General features: G+C 73.6%; 18 protein-coding genes and 1 pseudogene. 4 read left to right on the forward strand and 15 right to left on the reverse strand.

Annotated features, from left to right (window positions below):
• The first annotated feature begins 66 nt into the window (after nucleotides 1-66).
• Nucleotides 67-624 (forward strand): helix-turn-helix domain-containing protein, encoded by a 558-nt coding sequence (locus ACFXDE_RS03375; RefSeq protein ID WP_380490403.1) that lies wholly within the window; start codon nucleotides 67-69, stop codon nucleotides 622-624.
• A gap of 18 nt (nucleotides 625-642) precedes the next feature.
• Here the strand turns inward: ACFXDE_RS03375 and ACFXDE_RS03380 are convergent, their stop codons facing one another.
• The 4 genes from ACFXDE_RS03380 to ACFXDE_RS03395 all read right to left on the reverse strand — a co-directional run bounded on the left by ACFXDE_RS03380 (nucleotide 643) and on the right by ACFXDE_RS03395 (nucleotide 4189).
• The gene (locus ACFXDE_RS03380) at nucleotides 643-1194 is read right to left on the reverse strand and encodes a DUF4303 domain-containing protein (protein ID WP_380490405.1); all 552 of its coding nucleotides are present in this window, start codon (nucleotides 1192-1194) and stop codon (nucleotides 643-645) included.
• Nucleotides 1187-1357 carry a hypothetical protein gene (locus tag ACFXDE_RS03385; protein WP_380490407.1) on the reverse strand — a complete coding sequence of 57 codons (171 nt, stop codon included), beginning with the start codon at nucleotides 1355-1357 and terminating at the stop codon, nucleotides 1187-1189. Before ACFXDE_RS03385 ends, ACFXDE_RS03380 begins: the two co-directional genes overlap by 8 nt.
• Nucleotides 1358-1849: 492 nt before the next feature.
• Nucleotides 1850-3037, reverse strand: coding sequence for a CaiB/BaiF CoA transferase family protein (locus ACFXDE_RS03390; RefSeq protein WP_380490409.1), 1188 nt, complete (start codon nucleotides 3035-3037; stop codon nucleotides 1850-1852).
• A 225-nt stretch (nucleotides 3038-3262) separates the two neighbouring features.
• Nucleotides 3263-4189 carry a hypothetical protein gene (locus tag ACFXDE_RS03395; RefSeq protein ID WP_380490411.1) on the reverse strand — a complete coding sequence of 309 codons (927 nt, stop codon included), beginning with the start codon at nucleotides 4187-4189 and terminating at the stop codon, nucleotides 3263-3265.
• 195 nt (nucleotides 4190-4384) lie between these two features.
• On the opposite strand from ACFXDE_RS03395, the gene ACFXDE_RS03400 reads away from it, so the two are divergent.
• Together ACFXDE_RS03400 and ACFXDE_RS03405 are read left to right on the forward strand one after the other, a co-directional pair.
• Nucleotides 4385-6838, forward strand: coding sequence for a hypothetical protein (locus ACFXDE_RS03400; protein WP_380490413.1), 2454 nt, complete (start codon nucleotides 4385-4387; stop codon nucleotides 6836-6838).
• Between the two features lie 80 nt (nucleotides 6839-6918).
• Nucleotides 6919-7056, forward strand: a pseudogene (locus ACFXDE_RS03405) (IS5/IS1182 family transposase); the annotation flags it as partial.
• Nucleotides 7057-7105: 49 nt separating this feature from the next.
• On the opposite strand, the gene ACFXDE_RS03410 reads toward ACFXDE_RS03405, so the two are convergent.
• The 11 genes from ACFXDE_RS03410 to ACFXDE_RS03460 all read right to left on the reverse strand — a co-directional run bounded on the left by ACFXDE_RS03410 (nucleotide 7106) and on the right by ACFXDE_RS03460 (nucleotide 19660).
• On the reverse strand, nucleotides 7106-7870 hold the full coding sequence (locus ACFXDE_RS03410) for a maleylpyruvate isomerase family mycothiol-dependent enzyme (RefSeq protein WP_380490415.1): 765 nt from the start codon (nucleotides 7868-7870) through the stop codon (nucleotides 7106-7108).
• Nucleotides 7871-7975: 105 nt separating this feature from the next.
• Nucleotides 7976-8680, reverse strand: a complete 705-nt coding sequence (locus ACFXDE_RS03415) for a WD40 repeat domain-containing protein (protein ID WP_380490417.1) — start codon at nucleotides 8678-8680, stop codon at nucleotides 7976-7978.
• Between the two features lie 103 nt (nucleotides 8681-8783).
• Nucleotides 8784-9008: a DUF664 domain-containing protein gene (locus tag ACFXDE_RS03420; RefSeq protein WP_380490419.1), complete on the reverse strand. Its 225-nt coding sequence runs from the start codon at nucleotides 9006-9008 to the stop codon at nucleotides 8784-8786.
• Nucleotides 9005-9877 (reverse strand): ABC transporter permease, encoded by an 873-nt coding sequence (locus ACFXDE_RS03425; protein WP_380447777.1) that lies wholly within the window; start codon nucleotides 9875-9877, stop codon nucleotides 9005-9007. Before ACFXDE_RS03425 ends, ACFXDE_RS03420 begins: the two co-directional genes overlap by 4 nt.
• Entirely contained in the window at nucleotides 9837-10697 is an 861-nt protein-coding gene (locus tag ACFXDE_RS03430; RefSeq protein WP_380490422.1) for an ABC transporter ATP-binding protein, read from the reverse strand. The genes ACFXDE_RS03425 and ACFXDE_RS03430 overlap by 41 nt, the downstream gene beginning before the upstream one ends.
• A complete protein-coding gene (locus ACFXDE_RS03435) occupies nucleotides 10694-11098 on the reverse strand; it encodes a MarR family winged helix-turn-helix transcriptional regulator (protein WP_380447785.1) in 405 nt (134 codons plus the stop codon). Before ACFXDE_RS03435 ends, ACFXDE_RS03430 begins: the two co-directional genes overlap by 4 nt.
• Nucleotides 11099-11252: 154 nt before the next feature.
• On the reverse strand, nucleotides 11253-11633 hold the full coding sequence (locus ACFXDE_RS03440) for an alpha/beta hydrolase (protein WP_380490424.1): 381 nt from the start codon (nucleotides 11631-11633) through the stop codon (nucleotides 11253-11255).
• Nucleotides 11634-11825: 192 nt separating this feature from the next.
• Nucleotides 11826-12878, reverse strand: a complete 1053-nt coding sequence (locus tag ACFXDE_RS03445; protein ID WP_380490426.1) for an NAD-dependent epimerase/dehydratase family protein — start codon at nucleotides 12876-12878, stop codon at nucleotides 11826-11828.
• A 10-nt stretch (nucleotides 12879-12888) separates the two neighbouring features.
• Complete coding sequence (locus ACFXDE_RS03450; protein WP_380447769.1) at nucleotides 12889-13374, reverse strand: flavin reductase family protein; 486 nt, start codon at nucleotides 13372-13374, stop codon at nucleotides 12889-12891.
• Complete coding sequence (locus ACFXDE_RS03455; protein ID WP_380447767.1) at nucleotides 13371-13859, reverse strand: acyl-CoA thioesterase; 489 nt, start codon at nucleotides 13857-13859, stop codon at nucleotides 13371-13373. The genes ACFXDE_RS03450 and ACFXDE_RS03455 overlap by 4 nt, the downstream gene beginning before the upstream one ends.
• Entirely contained in the window at nucleotides 13859-19660 is a 5802-nt protein-coding gene (locus tag ACFXDE_RS03460; protein ID WP_380490429.1) for an SDR family NAD(P)-dependent oxidoreductase, read from the reverse strand. The genes ACFXDE_RS03455 and ACFXDE_RS03460 overlap by 1 nt, the downstream gene beginning before the upstream one ends.
• A gap of 380 nt (nucleotides 19661-20040) precedes the next feature.
• Here ACFXDE_RS03460 and cyaB point away from each other — a divergent pair, with 380 nt between their 5' ends.
• Complete coding sequence (gene cyaB, locus ACFXDE_RS03465; RefSeq protein WP_380490431.1) at nucleotides 20041-20595, forward strand: class IV adenylate cyclase; 555 nt, start codon at nucleotides 20041-20043, stop codon at nucleotides 20593-20595.
• Nucleotides 20596-20648 lie beyond the last annotated feature (53 nt).

The following is a 20648-nucleotide window of genomic DNA, read 5'->3' on the forward strand; positions in this document are numbered from 1 at the left end:
GATCACCGATGGATCGCCATCATTTCCAGTTTCGATAATAGTGCCAAGTATGGAATCGTAAAGCCCATGGACACTACGGACGTGCTTCTCCACCCCGTGCGGCTACGCGTCGTGCACGCGTTCGCCGGCGACCGGGTCCTCACCACCTCCCAGCTGTGCGAGCGCATGCCCGAGGTGCCGAAGGTGACCATGTACCGGCACGTCGGCGTACTCGCCGAGGCGGGCTTCCTGGAGGTGGCCGACGAGCGGCGGGTGCGCGGCACCGTCGAGCGGTCCTACCGGCTGCGCCGGGACCGCCCCTCCGTCGGCACCGCCGACGCCGCGGCGATGACGCCCGACGACCACCGCCGGGGCTTCGCCGCCGCGATGGCCGTCCTCATCGCCGAGTTCAACGCCTACCTCGACCGCGAGGGCGCCGACCCGGTGGCCGACGGGGTCTCCTACCGGCAGGGCACGCTGTGGCTGAGCCCGGAGGAACTCGGGCGGATGACGGGCGACCTGCTCGCGGTCCTCGGCCCCTACCTGGCGAACGAACCGGCGCCCGGGCGCAGGCCCTACCTGCTCAGCCCGATCCGCTTCCCCACCGGCCCGGCGGCGGAGGCGGGCGACGACGCGCGCTCCTGAGCAACCGGTCGGCCCCGCTTACGGTCGCACCGGGGCCGTTCCGCGCCAGCGGGCGAACCGGTCGGCCCGGGCCGGCGGGTTGAGGCGGCGGATCCACTCGGCCTCGCGCGCCGGGTCCAGGTCATCGGGGTCGGAGACGGCGAAGACCACCACGTGGTCGGTGCCCGGGCCGAAGGCACCTTCGGCGACGAGCGATTCGAGCGCGGCCACACACGCCTCGTACACGGTGTCCCGGAACGTCCGGAACCGCGCGTCGCCGGCGTCCGGCCTCTCGGCGCGCAGCCGTCGGCAGATCGACGCGAACTGCTCGGCGGCGACGCCCTCCATCGCCCACTCCGCCGGAGTCCACTCGTAGTAGTCCGCATCGGTCGGGTCCTCTGCCCACAGCCGGGCGAGGTGCGGGACGGTGTTGGCCGCACAACACACGGTCATCGCGCCGGCGTCGGAGTACAACGCGTACCCGCAGTAGTCCGCAGCGTCCGCAGCGGGACGGGCGTCGAGCAGCCCCGCGAAGGCGGCCCGTGCCGCCCGCTCCACCTCCGCCCGCAGCCGGGCCCCGGCGTCAGGCACGACGGCACCGGTCGTCGAATTCGACGGAGACGACGAACTGCCGCCGCCGGCCCGGCCCGTCGAGCCGGACCCGGACGGCGACGCGGCCGGGGTCGAGGACCTGGACCCCCCAGTGGTAGTCCCGTCCGTCGACCCGGATCCTGCGTGGTGGTCTCGATGTCACACGATGACCATAAGGCCGTACCGGCAGCGGCAGGCCGGGCAGTCGACATCACCCCCTCTCCCCCGGACCCTCGCATTCCGGCCAATTCCCGCCACACGCCTACAGGATGACTACCCGGGCGCCAGGATGGCCGAGGCACACGTGCCCAGGCGACCGATCGAAAGGGACGGACCCATGCGCAAGAACGCACGCCGACTCAGGGCGGCGGCGACCGTCTGCGCCGCTCCGTCCCCGGCCAGACCCTCACCTTCTGAGGGTTCGAGGGCCGCCCTGGCCTGGGGGCACGTCGCGGCGACAGCCTTACCAGGCGGGACGGCCCTCTGCCCGAGGGCCGGTGCCCGTCGGACGACAAGCATGACTCCTTCGTCAGGTGGCGCTGCCGAGCGCCGAGACCTGCTGGTGCAGGGCTGAAGCCCGGCCGTCGGCCATGAGTGGAACGAGGCGCGCAGCGGAGTCACGACTCGCGCCGTCCGGGACGGTGAGAGGCGGGCCCTACACCCCCGCTACCCCGCTCGCGCGGAGCGCGGCGATCCGCTCGTCGGAGTAGCCGAGCCCGCGCAGGGCCGCGTCGGTGTGGGCGCCGAGGGCGGGGACGGGGCCCATGGGGAGTTCGATGCCGGCGAAGCCGAACGGCGGCAGCAGGCTGCGGACTTCGCCGACCGGGGTGGTCACCGGACGCCAGCGGTCGCGGGCGGCGAGCTGGGGGTGGTGCAGGAGGTCGGCGACGTCGTTCAGCCGGGCGGAGGCGATGGCGAGCGTGTCCAGAAGCTTGATCGCCTCGTCGGCCGTCATGGTCGCCGTCCGGCCGCCCACCAGGGCGTCGACCAGTCGGCGGCGGCGCACCCGGGCGACGTTGGTGGCCCACTCCGGATCGTCGGCCAGGTCCGGGCGGTCCAGGAAGCCGGTGGCGAAGCGGGCCCACTCGCGGTCGTTCTGGATGCCGATCATGACCTCGCGGCCGTCGGCGGTCGGGTAGGCGTCGTACGGCGCGATGGCCGGGTGGGAGAGGCCCGCGCGGCCCGGCGAGCGGCCCGCGCCCTGGGTGTAGTGGAGTTGGTGGCCCAGCCACTCGGCCGTCGCCTCGAACATCGACACCTCGATCGCGGCACCCTGCCCCGTCGCGGCACGGCCGACCAGCGCGCCGAGCGTCGCCGTCAGCGCGTACATCCCGGCGGCGATGTCCGAGCTCGGCACCCCGGTCTTCGACGGCCGGTCGGGCGGGCCCGTCACCGAAGCGAGGCCTGACTCGCACTGGATCAGCATGTCGTAGGCGCGCTTGTCCTGGTAGGGGCCGCCGGAGCCGTAGCCGGAGAGGTCGACGGTGACCAACCGGGGGTGCCGGGCCCGCAGTTCGGCGGAGCCGAAGCCCAGGCGGGCGGCGGCGCCGGGCGCGAGGTTCTGCAGGAAGACGTCGGCGCCGGCCACCAGGTCGGCCAGCACGGCTCGGCCCTCCGGCGCCTTCACGTCGAGGGCGACCGACTCCTTGCCGCGGTTCAGCCAGACGAAGTGGCTGGCCAACCCGTTGACGCTGTGGTCGTAGCCGCGGGCGAAGTCGCCGCCGTCCGGCCGCTCGATCTTCACCACCCTCGCTCCGAGGTCGGCCAGGTGCCTGCTCGCCAGCGGCGCGGCCACCGCCTGCTCCAACGCGATCACCGTGACACCCGCCAGCGGCAGCGACACCTGGACTCCCTCCCTCGTGAACGGATCGGGACCTACCCGCGGACGGGCGGGTTCAGTCTGTCTCGTCCTCTGCCGGACACCCCGTCATCGGCCCCCGGCCGGGCCTCCCTCCGGCCGCGGGCCGGCACCGGACGTAGCAGGTGCAGCAGGCCCGTGGGCCGGGCATACGTCGGGTAGCCGTCGATCGAGGCAACCGCTGAACGCTCCGGCTCCAACCGACACCCGTCAGTGAACGCCGGGCACGACGTTCCGCAGGTGGTAGCCGTCGCCGTAGCGGATCAGGCCGCGGAGTTCGGCCAGCGGGTTGAACGCCTGGGCGTTGCGACGGTGCGGCTGGTGGGTGAAGGGGATGCCGGACCACGGGTTGTCGGGGTGGTGGTGGCTGCCGGGTTCCGCGGCGGGGTCGACGGGCCAGTGGAGCCAGACGGAGTCGCACCGCAGGCAGACGACCTGGCCGAGGTACCAGACCGCGCCGGCCAGGAACGGGCCGCCCGGGAACGGCCCGTCCGGCTCCGCGTCGAACGCTCCCGGCCCGGCACACCGGGCCCGCACCTCCCGTTCCAGCGCATCGAGGCTGGCCAGGGAGAAGTCGTACGCGTCCCGGCCTCCCCGCAGTCGCCCGGCCCATGCCCCGAACCCGGCCCGGCGCTCGCGCAGCCAGTCGGCCAGCTCCGGGTCGTCGGGCTGCGGACCGACCGGGTCCAGCGGCGAAGCCTCCTTCTCGGGCGCCCAGCCGGAATCGACGGCGCGGACCGCGGCGACGGCGGCCAGCAGCCGCTCGTACTCCCGGCCGAACACCTCGCCGCTGCGCTCCGCGAGCGCCACGTCGACCAGCAGGCCGACCGACAGCGGTGGCAGGCCCAGCGCCGGGTCGGGAAGCACGGCCGGCCCGGCCTCCACGTCCCACCGCCCGCCGCAGACGCCCATCAGCACCTCTCCCGCGTACCCGGCCACCGCGCGCGCGAAGTCCTCGTCCGGTCCGCCGGGTTCGTCGAGCAGCAACCGCTCCAGGGCGGCCAGCGAGTCCGTGCCGTAGTCGAGGACGAAGCCGTCCGGCACGTGCACCCGCTCCAGGCGTGCGACCAGGAGCGGCAGGTCCTCCAGCCAGTCCTCCAGCAACCGCTCCCCCGCCCCGCCGTGATCATCGCTCATGCCCGTCAGCCTAAGGCCTGTGCCGACAACTCCCGTGACTTCAGCCAAAATTGTGGCTTCTGTGGGCGATCTGTAAAGCCGTCGAATCCCCGCCGTGCCGCGGCTAGGGTGGCGCCGCCGGGGACGTGTCGACGGGGGCCGCACGCCACCGGCCGCATGTCCGACCCTCGGCCCCCGCAGGGGGATCGCCACACCGTGCGACAACCGTTACGCACCAGGGGACTGCTGGCGGCGCAGGCCACGGCCGTCGTCCTCGGGATCACCGCGCTCGTGTTCGCCGGCCTGCCCGGCCTGCAGGAGCACGCCGAGGCGGCGCCGTCCATCACGCGCTGCCAGGACAAGTACGGCACCACGCCGACGCCGCCGGACCAGTCCACGCTCCCCGGCTACCGGCCCACCGGCTCCGGCCAGTGGGCGACCCCGGACGCCGAGCAGCGGCTCTACCCGTACGACCTGCCGCCCAAGGGTTTCGACGGCCTGACCGATCCGTCACAGGTCCCGCTGCCCCAGGGGTCGGACCCGAAGAAGTACGAATGGGGCAGCATCGAGAACGCGGTCGCGACCTGGATGCAGAAGCAGGCCGGCAACAAGCCGTACAAGGGCAGCTTCAACAGCTGGCTGAACAGCGTCTACACCCGGAACGTGGGCAACAACAAGCGCGGCGACGCCTACGAACGCGAGGTCGTGCGCTACTTCAACCTCGGCGGGGTCGACTGGATCTGCCAGGGCAGCCTCAAGGACCTCGACGAGAAGCTCTACCAGGAGCTGAAGGACGAGCTCGGCGACCGGTTCCCCAAGGGCAACCGGCTCTTCGACGCCGTCAACATGCGGACCAGGACGATCTACGAGATCAAGTCCGGCATCGGCTACGACAAGGCCCAGCTGCCGGTGGACGAGGCCCTGGTCAAGCGCGGCTGGAAGGTCGTCTACATCAACGGCCAGCAGCCGAACGCCAGGACGATCGCCAAGTACAAGAGCGCCGGGGTGGACTACTACCGGCACTCGGCCACCCCGGAACCGCAGTTCAGGCAGACCCCGTACATGCGCCAGGCCCCCGGCACGATGACCGTGGACCCGGCCAAGCCGTCCGTCGGCGCGGGCACCGACATGGTGGAGGGCTCGGCCCCGACACCGGAGGAGGCGGAGCAGGAGGCCCAGCGGACGAACGGCCTGATCGAGGAGCCCGAGCAGGACATCCGCCGACCCGGCGGCATCGACTTCTCCACCCTCGACCTCTCCTACATCGGCCAGACCAAGGCCGGGGACCTCAAGTACGCCTTCAGCGCGAGCAACACCGACGAGGAGGAGCGCCCCGGCTTCGGCGGACAGGAGAAGGCGCAGCTCGTCTCGGACGCCTTCTTCACCTGGCTCGCGCTCACCCCGGACCACTTCTGGGTCAACCTCAACCCCGACGACCCGAACACGATCATGCAGTCGCCGTTCGACGGGACGGACGCCGGGCGGGTGCTGCTGGAGGCCGACCTCGCGATGAAGCGCGACTTCGGCCGCGCCGAGGACCCGAAGACGGACGCCGGGAACAAGTTCTGGTACGGCATCTCCCGGATCGACGGACTGCCGTGCATGAACTCCACCCGCAACTGGATCGTGCCCAAGCAGGCCAAGGTGCGCGTCCAGGACGACGGCGTCTACATCCTCGACAGCCCGCTCGAGGTCAAGACGGTGGCCCAGGACTACACCAGCTCGGGCCCCGGCACGGGCTGCAACCTGACCAAGGAGCAGATCGACCACAACATGGACGTCTACCGCTCCACGATCCTGCCGATCGTGGAGAAGGAGGTGAACGAGGACCCCAAGTACGCGGACCTGCGCCGCGTCTACAAGGCCCGCATCGGTGCCGAGTACGTCCGCCAGACGGTCGCGAAGGACCCGACGGCCTTCGGCGGGGCGTTCACCAAGGTCATCGACAGCAACGACGTGTCGAAGTGGCCGCTGCGCGGTACGAACGCCGGCTGGGACAAGATGACCGTGTGGCGCGAGATGCGCAAGTCGTTCACCGAGGGCGACTTCACGTACCAGCTCCCGCTCGGGGGAACGGTCTACACCTACATCGTCGGCGGGGTCGACTTCCAGCAGCAGCCGCAGCAGAAGATCGACCAGGCCGCCTTCCAGGCCGCGAAGCCGAACCTGGACGATGTCACGCAGCACGCGAAGAGCGAGGCGCTGTCGTACAAGGACGACGGGATCACCGTCATGGGCGGCGACAACAGCGGTCAGGCCGGCACCAGCGGCGACCCGACGCCCACGCCCACTCCGACCCCGACGCCCACGCCTACCCCGACGCCTACCCCGACCCCGACCCCGACCGGGACCGGGACGCCGACGGGGACTCCGGCACCGACGCAGACCCCGACGGGCGAACCGACCACCAGCCCGACACCGACGCCCACCGGGCCCCCGGCACCGACCCCGAGCGGCAGCACGGGCGGAACCGGTGGAACTGGCGGAGCCGGTGACGGCGGCGACGACGGAACCACCCCGCCGCCCGCCGGAACCGGAAGTGGCGGTGGTGGCGGCAGCCTCGCCTCCACCGGCCTCCGGATCACCGGCGTGGCCGGAACCGCCGCCGCCCTCACGGCGGCCGGGACGGCCCTGGTCTGGCTCCGCCGACGCCGCAACACCACCGGCTGACCAGCACGCCGCGCGCCCCCACCCCCTGGCCGTCCAGGGCGTGGGGGCGTCTGCTCTCACCGCTCGCGGTCGTCGATCGGATCGTCTCCGACGGACCCGACCGGCACGATTCACCCCTGCTCGGTCCCACTCCGGACGCGGCACAGGCACGGGTCGGCGCGATGCCGGAGACCGTCAACGTCGACCTCGACCGCGGCTACGACAGCGCCAAGTCCCGTCTGCCGCCGCACCACCCGACGTCTCAAGTGATCCATTTGCCAGTCCGTTTCAGCCCCCGTTCTGCAGCTGCTGGAGCAGGTCGGCGTCGCCCTCCATCCGCAGCGAGTCGTTCGGGATGCGCATGTACATGAGCAGGGCCATCTCGCTCGCCGTGCCGTGGATGGCGGCGGTGGGCTTGCTCTCGGCGGCCTCCGCCGCGGTGAGGCGGGTGAAGCGGGACCCGGCGGCGTCCACCGTCTGGCGCCAGGAGCCGGCCTCGGCTGCGTGGTAGTCCATGGTGGCGGGCTCGTGCGGCCACGGGACCGTGACGGTGCAGACGGTGGCGAGGAACTCCTCGATGGCGTCGACCGCCTCGGTCGTCGGCAGCTCCTGCGGGGTACCGGAGGCCAGCTGGGCGTCGTAGGTGTGGATCAGCGACTCGTGGACGCGGCGGCGGGCCACGGCGGCCCCCGTGTGCGGCGAGGCCAGCGGCTCCCACCAGGCCCAGCAGGTCCGGTCCGGGCCGGCCTCGCGCAGAGCGGCAAGCAGCTGTTCCGTCGAGTCGGCCAGCCAGGTTATGAGGGCCTCGCGCTCCCTGGGCGCCGCCAGCCCGTCCTTGCTCGGCCGCTCGTCGCCCGGCGCGGTGTTCAGCACGATGTGGGCCCAGAAGCGGTCCCCCTCACTGAGGTGGTTCGCCAGGTCGTACAGCGTCCAGCCCGGGCAGGACGGGACGTCGGCGTCGAGGCTGGGGGCCGCGGACACGGCGGCGCGGAACGCGGCGGAACGCTCGTCGACCATCTGCAGCAGGGTGAGGAAGGAGAATTGCTCAGTCACGCAAACCTTGTATCACCCGGACCGGAACTCTCGCACTCGATTAACAAGCCGCGCAGACAGGCGTTGGGGCTTCCCGATACTGCGAGACGTTTGTGCGGGGCCCGGTCAACGGCGGGCCAACACCGCGACCTCCCAGCCGAAGCCCACCACCAACCGCCCGTCCGGCACCACGGCCACCGCGCAGACCGGCAGCGGGAACACCAGCTCCGGCCCGACCTGGTCGCCGGCGGTCAGGTCCCAGACCCGCACGGTGCCGTCGTCGCCGCCGGTGACCGCTACGGGGCGGCCGTCAACCACGGCCGTCGCCACCGCGTTCACCTCGTCGGTGTGGCCGGTGAGCGGCTCGCCGATCTGCTCGCGCGTGCTCAGGTCCCAGACCCGCACGGTCCGCTCGGAACCGCCGGCGACCGCCACGGAACTGCCGGTGACGGCAACGGGGCGGCCGTGGACCACGGCCGTCGCCACCGCCAGCAACGCATCGGTGCTGTGGGGAGTCGGAATACGACGCAGGGACCGGTCGAGCTGGGAGCCGGTGGCCCACTCGACGCCCCACGGTGCGGCGGGTTCGCCCTCCACCGGTACTGCGGTGATCCGCGCCGACAGCTCCCGGTCCCCGTAACGGGCCGCGTCCAGCGCCAGTAGCTGCCGGCGCACTCCCGCGGTCACGTCACGATGCAGCTCTGCCGAGGCCCGGTACACCGACGCGGCCAATCGCGCCGCCGGACCCGACGCCGCATCCAGCAATGCCGTCACCGCCCCCGGGTCCGCGTTCACCAGGAATCCCGGATCGGCCAACCGCTGGGCGGCCACGGCGGATTCAGCACACGGGCGGATGTCCCGCAGATCATCGGACATGACCGGCACAGTAGCCGTACCCGGAGCACCGCAGAAAGCACGACCGCCAGACCCGGATCTACTCGCCGACCACTCCGTCGATCGCTTCGCGCAGCAGGTCGGCGTGGCCGTTGTGGCGTGCGTACTCCTCGATCATGTGGGTGAGGACGTAGCGGAGCGAGATGGCCTCGCCCCGGAAGTCGACCGTGTCGTCGAGGGATTCGACGGCGGCTTCCCCGCCCGGAAGTCGGACGCGGTCGACGAGGAGCGGCCCGTCCCCGATCGGGGACGGGCCCGGGCTCACCGCGCCAGGCGGCCCAGGAGGGACGAGGCGGCGGCGATGCCGAGGAGCGTTGCCACCGTCAGCACCGCGAAGTCGAGCGGCAGGTGGGACGGGGTGCCGATCAGGAGGCCGCGCAGGGCGTCGACCTGGTAGCTGAGGGGGTTGGCCTTGCTGACCGCTTGCAACCAGCCGGGCATCAGGTCGACGGGGTAAAGGGCGTTGGAGCCGAAGAAGAGCGGCATCGTGATGGCCTGCCCAATGCCCATCAGGCGGTCGCGGGTCAGCACGATGCCCGCGATGGCCATCGACAGGCACGAGAAGAACGCCGAACCGAGCAGCACCGCCACCACGACCCCGAGCAGGCGCAGCGGGTTCCACGTCATGGCGACGCCGAGCGCGGCGGCGATCAGGACGACCACGACGGCCTGGAGCACCGCCTTCACCCCGGCGGCGAAGGCCTTGCCGGTGACCAGCGCGGCCCGCGGGGTCGGGGTGACCAGGAGCTTGGTGAGGACGCCGGAGTCCCGCTCCCAGATGATCATGATGCCGTAGAAGATCGCGATGAACATCGCGGACTGGGCGATGATGCCCGGCGCGAGGTAGTCCAGGTACGGGATCCCGCCGGTCGGGATGGCCTTCAGGCGGGTGAAGGTCTCGCCGAAGATCAGCAGCCAGAGCGCGGGCTGGACCGCCCGGGTGTAGAGCTCGGTGCGGTCGTGGCGCAGCTTCTGCAGCTCGACCGCGCACATCGCGACCACCCGGGCCGGCACCAGGCGCCAGCCGGTGCGGGCGCGCGGGGGCACGAGCAGCAGGCCGAGGTCGGGGCCGGCGGGGGACGGTCCTGCGGGTTCAGCCGACGCGGCCGGCTGTGCGGCGGGTACGACGGACATCGCTGAAGTCTCCTTCCGCGTTCTCGGAGCCGGTGAGGTCGCGGCCCGCGAAGTGGCGGAACACGTCGTCGAGGGTGGGGGCGGGCTGTGCCGGGTCCTGCTCGCGGACCTGGGCCTTGAGCTCCTCCGGGGTGCCGAGGGCGCGGATGCGGCCGCGGTCCATGAGGGCGATGCGGTCGCAGTGGCGCTCCGCCTCGTCCATGTAGTGGGTGGTGACCAGGACGGTCATTCCGGTGGCGCGGCGGACGGTGTCGACCCGGTCCCACACGCCGGTGCGGGCGATCGGGTCCAGGCCGATCGTCGGCTCGTCCAGGACGAGCAGGCGCGGGGCGCTGACCAGGGCCTGGGCGAGTTCCAGGCGGCGCACCATGCCGCCGGAGTAGGTGCCGGCCATGCGGTCGGCGGCGTCGGTGAGGTCGACGGCGGCCAGCGCCTGGGCGACCCGCGCGGCGCGCTCGGAGCGCGGCACGTCGAAGACGCGGGCGAACAGGGCGACGTTCTCCCGCCCGGTCAGCCCCGACTCGGCGGACAGCTGCTGCGGCACGTAGCCGAGCGTGCGGCGCACCTCCATGCGCCGCTTGGCCGCGTCGTTGCCGAAGACCCGCACCATGCCCGCGCTCACCGGGAGCAGGGTGGTGATCGCGCGGATCGTCGTGGTCTTGCCCGCGCCGTTGGGGCCGAGCAGGCCGAACACCTCGCCGGTGCGCACGGTGAGGTCGATGCCGTCGACGGCCTTGGTGGCGTGGGCCTTTCCCCGACCGTGGTGGAACGTGTACTCCAGGCCGCGGCACACGACCGCCTCGTCCTCCGGGGTGGTCATCGCCCGTCCTCCCCCGGCAGGGTGCGCAGGCCCTCCGCGACGCCGCGCAGGGCCGGCAGCGCGGCGGCCAGCGCCGCCCGGTCCGCGGCGGGCAGGCCCGCCACCAGGTGCTCCATGAGCTCGGTGCGGCGGGCGCGCCAGGCGGCGAGGCGTTCGACGGCCTCGTCGGTCACGTACAGCAGCGCGGCGCGGCGGTCGGCCGGGTCGACCTCGCGGCGCAGGAGGCCCAGGCCGACGAGCTGGTTGACCAGCGTCGAGACCGAGTTGCCGGCCAGGCCGAGCTCCTTGGCGGCGTCGGACACCCGCGTTCCGGGGGCGTGGGTGACCAGGCGCAGCAGTTCGACCTGGGCGCCGCGCAGGCGCGGTTCGGTGAGGCCGTCGCGCAGGCGGCGGCGGACCATGCGCTGGATGCCGACGAGGAGGGTGGAGAACTCGTCGGCCAGCGCGGTGTCGAGGAGGTCGAGGGGCCCGGCCTCCAGTGGTTCCAGGGCTTCCGCACTCATGTCTCCATATTAGCTCTCAATAAGAGCTATCTGTCGAGAGTGCGGCTCACATTCAGCTCCCGCAGGTGGTGTCCGTGGCGGGCAGGGCGCCGGTCAGGAGGTGGGCGTTGACGGCGGCCCGGGCGCACGGGCTGTAGCCGTTCAGGTAGACCGTGTGTACGCGGCCGGGGACGGTCAGCAGGCGGGAGGCGCGCAGCTTGGCGTGCATGCCGAGGGCGCCGTCGTACGGGGTGTGGGTGTCGCCGGTGCTCTGGACCAGCAGCGCGGGAACGCCGTTGCCGACCGCCACCGGCTCCTCGCGCGGTGCGTGCTTCCAGAAGGCGCACGGGGTCGGGCCGTTGTACACCGGGCCGAAGACCGGCTGCGCGGCGTGCGAGCGGGCGACGGCGTCCCGGTACCAGTCGGGCCGCGCGGCATCGCGACGTCGTCGCACAGGATGCCGATCGTGGCGGCGAGGTCGCCCAACGCCATGGCGGGCTTCATGATTGAACCATAACTACCGCCAGCAGTAAGCCAGTTAGCCATGAAGGAGGAGTTCGGCGCCGGGCACCTCCTCCTTCGGGCTCATACCCCGGCCACGGCGGCGTGCCCGGACGGCTCCCACCACTCCAGTTCGCTCCGGGGCCTAACCGGGCTCGGCCCGGTGGGCGTCCAGCGCCCGGCCCGCCTGGTGTGCCGTCAGGAGGCCGCGGTCGTGGAGCCAGCGGATGGTGTCCGTCATCGTTTCGGCCGTCGGGCGTGGGGTCAGGCCTCCGGTGCTCGCGGACGGGGCCACCGGGCGGGCGTGGGCGCAGGTGTAGATGGCGCCGTACTCGGCCGGGATGTGCCAGGGCCAGAGGCGTTGGGCGGCCGTCGCGAGGGCGCCGACGGGGAGCATCGGGGCGGCCGGGAGGTGGAGGGCGGGCAGGGAGCGGCCGGTGACCTCGCGCAGGGTGCGCAGGTAGGTGCGGGTCGGGACGTGGCGGCCGGGGGCGAAGTGGCGGTTGGCGACGGGGGTTTCGGCGATCGGGTGGGTGGTGAGCAGGTCGGCGTGCAGGCGGGCGGTGTCGCGGACGTCGCCGATCGGGAAACCGCCGAGCGGCCACAGGGGCATCAGGCCGCGCAGGGTGTTGCGCAGCCGGGTGTTCTGGTCGCCCGGCCCGGGGTCGTGCGGGCCGAGGAGCGCGGGCGGGTAGGTGATGAGGACGGGGGCGCCGTCGGCCTGGTGGCGGCGGGCGATGCGCTCGGCGGCGGCCTTGCTGGCCATGTAGGCCTCGCGCGGCCGGCCGACGGGTGTGTCCGCGTGCAGCGGGCCGGGCCCGGCGGGCAGGAGGGCGACGACGCTGGAGACGTGGACGATGCGGGCGGCGCCGGCCCTGCGCGCGGCACCGAGGACGAGCTCGGTGCCGCGCGCGTTGGTGGCGCGCATGGCCCCGTGGTGGCGGCTGTCGAAGGAGTAGACGGATGCGGCGTGCAGGACGGCGTCGGCGCCCGCGACCGCCCGGCGGACGTCGCGCTCGACGGTGACGTCGCCCGCCACCACGCCGACGGCGGACGGGTCGACGGCGAGCGCCGCCAGGCCGCGCTCGGCGGTGCCCGGGTCGCGGGCGAGGATCCGCACCCGGTGGCCGCGGCGGACGAGCTCCGCGACGGAGTGGACGCCGACGAACCCGGTGCCGCCGGTCACGCACACCAACATCCCGGTCTCCTCAGCTCGTCCGGTGGAAGCCGCCGCCGTAGAACAGCAGCGCCCGTTCGTCGGGGGCCCGGTCGGTCGCGAGCACCTCGCCGAGGAAGATGGAGTGGTCGCCGCCCTCGTAGACCTCGGCGAGCTTGCACTCCAGCCAGGCGAGCGAGCCGGCCAGCAGCGGCGCGCCCGTGAACGGGCCGGGACGCCAGTCGACCTCGCGGAACTGGGCGGCCCCGAGCGGGCGGGCCCGGTCGGCGAAGTACCGGGCCAGGGCCTCCTGTTCGGCGCTCAGCACGGAGACCGCGAAGGAGCGGACGGCGGTGATGGCCTCGTGCATGACCGCCGTGCGGGACACGCAGCACAGGACCATCGGCGGCTCCAGCGAGACCGAGGTGAAGGAGTTCGCGGTCATCCCGTGCACGCTGCCGCCGCCCGTGGTGAGGACGGTGACGCCGGTCGCGAAGCCGGCCATGGTGGCGCGCAGGTCCGCGCCGGCCCCGATCACCGCGGCCGTCCCGCGCCGGCCGAGCCGACCGGGCCCACCGGCCCGGCCGGCCGCAGCGGGTCGGCGTACGGGGCGAGGGCCAGGCGCAGCTCCGGCGGCACCAGGGCGGGGACGGTGTTCGTGTTGGGGCCGCGCATGCAGGCGATCCGCTGCCGGCCGCGGGCGACGAGAAGTTCCTCGACGCCGGCCAGGCGCACGTACTCGAAGCCGAACTGGAGCTGGGTCTGGGTGACCTCCTCCAGCCGCATGCGGACGGAGAGTTCGTCGAAGGCGGTGATCTCGGCGAAGAACTCGCAGTCGACCTTGAGCGTGAACAACTTGAGGTCGTCCTGGAGTTCGGCGAGCACCCCGGGGGCCTTCTCCTTGAGGAACATCTCCCGGCAACGGCCTTGCCAGCGCAGGTAGTTGACGTAGTAGACGTTGCCGACGAGGTTGGTCTCCTCGAAGCCGACGGTGTGCCGGATCTCGTAGTAGGCGGCGGACATCACTCCCCCTTCCCGGTGAGGACGGCGAGGACGACGGGTTCGTCGCGGTCGGTGACGGTGGTCGCCCAGGTGGCGATCGTCGCGTCGCCGACCGACAGCACCACCCAGCCGGAACCCTCGATCCGGTCGAGCGTGAGGGCCTGGCCGGTGGCGGCGGACTTGCGCAGGCACTCCAGGGCGCACCACACCCGGGTGGCGGCGAGGTCCGGCGGGCAGCCGGCCTCGGCCACCAGCAGGTCGCGCAAGGCGAGTTGGGCCTCGCCGAGCAGTCCGGCCCAGTCCGCCTCGGTGCGCGGCCGGACCGTCTCGACGTCGCACGCGAGCCGCGCGCCGTCGTCGCCGACCACCGCCAGGGTCAGCCCTCCGCTGTGCGAGGCGGACACCGCATGGCCGTCCAACTCCGGTTTGCCGTCCGGCCGGTGGCGTAGCTCGGCGGGTGCGCCGAGCGCCCGGGAGACGGCGGTGGCGGTGCGGGTGCGCCGGTCCGGCTCGTCCCCGGCGGCCTCGACGACGACGGCGCGGCTGCCCCCGAGCACGGTCTCCAGCCTGCGTTCGAGGTAGGAGCCGAGCACGGCGGGCACCCAGGGTCCGGCGCCGTCGCGTTTGCGGACGGCGACCAGGGTCAGGCCCTCCCAGCGTTCGACCACCCGGCCGTCCGGGGTGCGGACGTCGAGGTCGTAGACGTAGGTGTCGCCGTCCTGGCTGCGTTCGCGGGCTTCCAGGACGACGAACTCGGTGTCCTGGTCGGCGGGTTCGGCGAGCCACAGGCGTTCGATGCCGCGCGGCAGCAGGGTGGCGTCGGGGACGCAGCACTGGAGGGCGTGCATCATCGTGTCGCGGGTGCCGGGGTCGGCGAGGACGTGGTCCTGAGGGAGGTAGGCCGCGAACCAGGGGGCGGGCGTGGTGGTGGAGACCTCGGCGACGGCGTGCCGGGCGCTCGCGCGGCGGTAGTCCAGGAGGCGCTGGAAGCGTTTGCCCTGGAACAGGACGCTGCCGTAGAGCTCGGTGACCGGGTCGACGGGGACGGTGGGCAGGTCGAAGGCGGCGGAGCGCGGGCCGCCCGGGACGGCGGGCCGGGGGTAGCGCAGGCGGGCGCGGAAGTGGTCGGCGGCGAAGCCGGTGTCGGCGGTGCGCAGGACGACGTCGACGGTGCCGGCGTCCTGGACGAGGGCGGCGACGCGCAGCGTGGTGGAGCCGCCGGGACGCACGGCGATGGGCCGCAGGAACTCGACGTCCTCCAGCACCGGCGGTCCGGCGTGCCCGCTGACGGCGCCCGCGACCTGGGCCATCGCCTCCATGCCGAGGACGGCGGGGAAGAGGAGGTCGCCGTCGAGCTGGTGGTCGAGGAGGTACGGGTCGCTGCCCTCGGTGAGGTCGGCCTCGGTGACGAGCTCGACGCCCGGGTAGTGCGCGAGGACGCGCTCGACGAAGCGGCCGAGCGGCAGTTCGGGCCGGTCGAGGGCGAGGGTGGGCAGCCCGGCGGCGCGGCCGCTGACGACGACGGCGGGCCCGGCGGCCGGGTCGGCGAGCAGTTCGCGCAGGACGCGGATGCCCTCGTCGGTGGAGATCGGGGTGATGCCCTCGCGCATCAGCGACTCGACGACGCCGAGGCGTTCGCCCATGCCGGCGCCGGACCACACGGACCACTCGATCGCGAGGGCGCGGGCGCGCGGGTGCCGTTCGCCGAAGCGCAGGGTGAGTTCGGTCATCCAGTCGTTGGCGGTGGCGTAGTGCGCCTCTCCGCGCAGGCCGGCGCGGCCGATGATGGAGCCGAAGGTGATCAGGAGCTTGAGGCGCTCGGGCGTGACGGCGGCCAGGACGGCCGCCAGGCCGCCGGTCTTCGGGGCGAGGGTGCGGCGGAAGTCGTCGGCGGTCAGGGCGGTGAGGGCGGCGGGCTCGTTGCGGCCGGCGCCGTGCAGGACGGCGGTGACCGGGCCGAGGGCGCGCTCCAGGCGTTCGACCGCGGCGGCGACCTGCGCGGCGTCGGTGACGTCGGCGCGCTCGTAGTGCAGGCGCAGGCCGGCGGCGGTCATCCGGGCGAGGTTGGCGGCGAGTTCGGGGTCGGTGGCGGGGTCGGCGCGGCCGACGAGGGCGAGGGCGGCGCCGGAGTCCCGGGCCATGGCCAGGGCGCACTCGGCGGTGATGCCCTTGCCGCCGCCGGTGACGAGCAGGACGTCGTCGCCGTCGAGCGGGGACGTCAGGGGCCCGGCCGGGGCCGTCAGCGGGCGCAGCACGGGCACCGTCCGGGTGCCGTCGGGCCGGTAGCGGACCTCGCTGAAGCCGGTGGTGGCGGCGGCCTCCGCGACGACCAGGGGAACGGCCTCCGGCGCGAGGGGGTCGGCGAGTTCGACGACGGTGGTGGGGACGGACGGGTGCTCCAGGTGGAGCGTCTTGGCGAGGCCGGTCGCGCCGAGGCGGTGCTGGACGACGACCAGGCGGGTGCCGGCCGGGGCGGTGGCGGCGGCGCGGCCCGCGGCGAGGAACAGGTCGGCGTCGTCGGGGCCCGTCTCGGCGGGCAGGCACAGCAGCACGCCGTCGCCGATGCCGGCCCCGGCGAGGGCGGCGCGCAGCGGCTCGGCGAGCGGGTGTCCCGGCGTGCCGAAGGCCGTCCAGCGGCCGGGCGCCCCCGTGGCGGCGGTCGCGGGCGGCGGCGCTTCGACGTGCTCGACGGCGAACGGGCGGACCCACGGCGCGACGCCCGCGACCTCGGCCGTCGGCGCGGCGCCGTCCTCGGCGGTGCGCGCCAATCCGTCGATGAGGTCGGCGAGTTCGCCGAGGCGGACGGTCGCGTAGCCGGTGGTGGCCTCCAGGGCGGGCAGGCCGAGCGCGCGGGTGACGTCGTTGACGATCTGACCGACGGTGATCGAGCTGAGGTGCAGGTCGTCCATCGGGTGGGTCGAGGAGGTGACGGAGTCCAGCGGCAGCTCGACGCGGTCGGCGGCGAGGCGGCGCAGGAGGTCCAGCGTCGACTCCCCGGTGGCCTCGACCGGCGCGGCCTCGACGGCCGTCTCCGTCGGCGCGAGCAGGGCGGCGTCGATGGCCGGGGCGGACTCGCAGGGGCTGGCGAGGAACGTCATGGCGCCGTCCTCGGGCAGCGCGCGGATGAGCCGCCCGGCGAACAGGGCCTCGGTCCGGACGGGCGCGCCGAGCACGTGGGCGGCGGCGACGACGCGGAGCAGCGGGCCGAGGGACGGGCTGTCGGTGTCGACGGCGAGGACCGGTCGGTCCGGTGCGATCTCGGCGAGCAGGCCGGACAGCACCCGGCCGGGGCCGACCTCGACGACCAGGTCGGCGTCGGCCGCGGCGACGGCGGCGGCCTCGTGGAAGCGCACCGGCAGGGACACCTGGTCGCACAGCAGTGTCCGCAGGTCGGCGTCCGGGTCGAGCAGGGCGCCGGTGACGGTCGAGGCGTGCGGGCGGACGGGCCGGGCGAAGTCGACCTCGCGCAGCCGCTCGGCCATCGCGCGGGCGGCGGGGGCCACCAGCGGGGAGTGGAAGGCGTGCGAGACGTTGAGCCGGGTCGCGGTGACGCCCTCGGCCGCGGCCCGCCGGCAGGCTTCCTCGACGGCGGCGGCCGGGCCGGAGACGACCGTCTGCCGGGGGCCGTTGTAGCCGGCGACGACGACGTCGAGGCCCGCGGAGAGGCGCGCCACGTCCTCCGGCGTCGCGGCGAGTCCGGCCATCGCGCCGCCGCCCCGGCTCGCCTCGGCCATCACCTGGCCGCGCACGGTGGCCAGGCGCAGCACCTGCTCCTCGGTGAGCGCGCCGGCCCAGTGCAGCGCGGTGAGCTCGCCGAGGCTGTGGCCGACGGCGGTGGCGGCGCGGACGCCGAGCCCGTCGAGGACGCGCAGCGCGGCGAGCGAGCCGGCGACGATGCGGGGCTGGGCGACGCGGGTGTCGACGTGGTCGGCGCCCTGCGGCAGCCCGGCCAGGCGGTGGACCTCGTCGGCGGCGGCGAATCGGCGGCGCAGCGCGCCGACGGCGCCACGGCCGGAGCCCTGGCCGGGGAAGAGGTAGGCGATCCGCGGCGGGGTGCCGGTGGAGGCGCCGAGGAAGACGCCTTCGCCGGGCAGGAACCTCACGCCGGCGCCCGCGTCCTCGGCACCCGCGTCCGAGAGCCCCGCGTCGAGCAGCGCCACCAGCCGCTCCAGCGCGCGGACGGCGTCGTCCGGCGAGGTCACGACGAGCGCCGCCCGCGCCCGCGCCCCGGTCAGGCGCGCGGCCGATCCGGCGGCCAGGTCCGCGAGTTCGGCCTGGGCCAGTTTGGGGACGATGCCGAGCAGGCGCTGCGCCTCCTCGCGCAGGCCGGCGCGGTCGCGGGCGTCCAGGAGCAGCAGCTCGGCGTCCTGACGGCCGGCCACCAGGCGCCCGGTGTCGGCGTCGACGGCGGTGCGGCGGCGGGCGCCGGGGACGGCGGCCACCGCGATGTGGGTGTTGATGCCGCCGAAGCCCATCGCCGAGACGCCCGCCCGGACCGGCTGGTCCTCGGGCCACAGCTCGGCGGCGCCCGGCACGTACAGCGCGGCGCCGTCGCCGAGCAGGCCCGGGTGCGGGTCGTGGTGGCCGGTGCCCGGCGGGATCACCTGGTGGTGCACCGCGAGCGCGGCCTTGATCAGGCCCGCGACGCCGGCGGCGGCCTTGGTGTGCCCGAAGTTGCCCTTGACGGTGCCGAGCGCGGCCGGGCGGGCGCCCGGGGCGGCGGCGCGGCGGGCGGAGGACAGCGCCTCGATCTCGGTGGCGTCACCGAGGGCCGTGCCGGTGCCGTGCCCCTCGAAGTAGGAGACGGTCTCGACGCCGTACCCCGCCTGCTCGTAGGCGCGGGCGACGGCGAGCCGGTGGCCGCCCGCCTCGGGGCGGGTGATGCCGCCCTTGCCGTCCGAGGAGACGCCCCAGCCGGCGATCGTCGCGTAGACGCGGCGGCCGGCCGCTAGCGCGTCGTCCTCGCGCATCAGCACGAGCATGCCGGAGCCCTCGCCGGGCCAGAAGCCGTTGGAGTCGCGGTCGTAGACCTTCATCTCGCCGGTGGCCAGCGCGCCCGTCTTGGCGAAGCCGATCACCTCGAACGGGTCGATGGACAGGTCGACGCCCCCCGCGAGCGCCACGTCGAGATCGCCGTCGGCGAGCGACCGGGCGGCGGTGATGACGGACAGCAGCGACGAGGAGCAGGCGCCGTCCACGGTGTACCCGCCGCCGCGCAGGTCGAAGTGGTTGCAGATCCGGCCCGCGATGGTGTTCGCCAGGCCGCCCGCGAGGGAATCCTCGTCGATCGCCGGGAAAGGCGCCTTGTAGGCCGGTTCCAATTCCGCCAGGAACTCGGCGGCGGCCTCCTCGGACCAGCCTTTTCCGGTGAGCGCCGCGGCGACCGTCCGGCGCACGTAGGGCCAGCGCAGGCGCATGATGTTGGCCCGCGAGAATTCCCCGGTGAGGCTGTTTCCGACGACGACCCCGGTGGACTCGGCGGGAAGTCCCTCCCCTCCCGGGAATCCCGCGTCGGCCAGTGCCCGGGCGGCCGTGTCGAGGGCCAGCCAGTGCGTCAGGTCCGTCGAGCGGTAGGTGCTCCCGGCGACGCTGTAGGCCACCCGGTCGAACGTGAAATCGCGGAGCACCGCGGCCTTGCTCGCGTAGAAACGGTCCGGCGCGGTCCGGTCGGCCGACCAGTAGTCGGCGTGGTTCATCCGCTCGTCCGGCAGTCGCCGAAATGCCCGGCGCCCGCCCAGGACGTTCTCCCAGAGTTCGTTCGGGGAATTCGCGTCCGGGTACCTGAGCCCGATTCCCACGATGGCGACCCGCTGGCTGCTCACGTATTCACCGCCCCTTGGATCCGAATTGACGACCCGCCACCCCGCACCGGGAACGGCACGCCGTATCCGAATCAAGGCTGCCCGGCCGGGGCCCGGGTGTCTACTTCGAGCGTGCTTTGCGCCGACCCCGGGAGGGGTTTATTGCATAACAGCGTCATCGCTGCTTTGCATAACGGCGTCATCCATTGTTTCCATAACGGCGTCATCGGATTCGGCGGCCGACAGGGCTTTTCGGCCAACTTCGCGACGACCCCCGGAGTAGTCCGTTCGGGTGAACTGCGCGCTCCCGCTGACCTGCCCGCGGCCCGGCCGTGATGATCTCTGTCCGGCACACTGCCGGCACACCACCCGGCACCCACGCCCACGGACAGGGGACGCGCGTGAAGTACATCGAGGTCGAGCAGAAGTACCGGCTCCTCGGCCCGCCGGACGACCTGCGGGCCACCCTCGCCGGGCGCGGTGGCAAGCCCGGCGAGCCGTCCCGGCAGGTCGACACCTACTACAACTCCCCCCACCGGGACTTCCTCGCCGGCGAGGTGGTCTCCGAGTGGCTGCGGATCCGCGAGGGGGACGACGGGGCCTCGGTCAACTTCAAGCTGTTCCACCCGGTCGAGGCGCCGGTGAAGACCCACTGCGACGAGTACGAGAGCGCTGTCGAGGACGCCGAGGCCGTCCGCCGGATCCTGGCCGCGCTCGGCTTCACCCGGCTCACCGTGGTCGACAAGGTCCGCGAGGAGTGGACCGCCGACGGGATCGCCGTCGCCTTCGACACCGTGGCCGGGCTCGGCGACTTCGTCGAGTTCGAGTTCAAGGGCGAGGCGGGCGGCGTCGCCGAAGCCACCGCGCGGATCGAGGAGTTCATCGCGGACCTCGGCGTGCGCCTCGGCGACCGCATCCACCTCGGGTACCCGCACATGACCCTCGGCCTGCGCTGAGCAGCGGCAGACGGTCGATCGAGCATGACAGCCCCGGACACGGCGAAGCCCCC

Source organism: Kitasatospora sp. NPDC059408, from assembly GCF_042751525.1.
Taxonomy (GTDB): domain Bacteria; phylum Actinomycetota; class Actinomycetes; order Streptomycetales; family Streptomycetaceae; genus Kitasatospora.